This is a genomic window from Pseudoalteromonas sp. SG44-5 (assembly GCF_014164175.1).
GTDB lineage: Bacteria > Pseudomonadota > Gammaproteobacteria > Enterobacterales > Alteromonadaceae > Pseudoalteromonas > Pseudoalteromonas nigrifaciens.
Map to the genome: position 1 here is coordinate 1 of NZ_JACJES010000075.1, position 272 is coordinate 272.

The window sequence follows — 272 nt, forward strand, 5'->3', positions numbered from 1 at the left end:
CGGAGTGATTCATGACTGGGGTGAAGTCGTAACAAGGTAGCCCTAGGGGAACCTGGGGCTGGATCACCTCCTTATACGATTTAGAACTTATTTGTTCGTAGTGTCCACACAGATGATTGTTAATTAGTGCTTGTCCTTCGGGATAACTAATTAATATGCTCTTTAAAAATTTGGAAAAGCTGATAATAAAATTCTGATGAATAACATTGTTATTTATCAAGAGTTTTCAAAAGTAAAAAAAGAATGGTAGCAGTACCATTCAGTGCCATTTA

Annotated in this window: 1 rRNA gene; it reads left to right on the plus strand. The window is 36.4% G+C overall.

The features are described from left to right. A 16S ribosomal RNA gene (locus H5079_RS18270) occupies positions 1-74 on the plus strand; the annotation flags it as partial. Between the last annotated feature and the right edge of the window lie 198 nt (positions 75-272).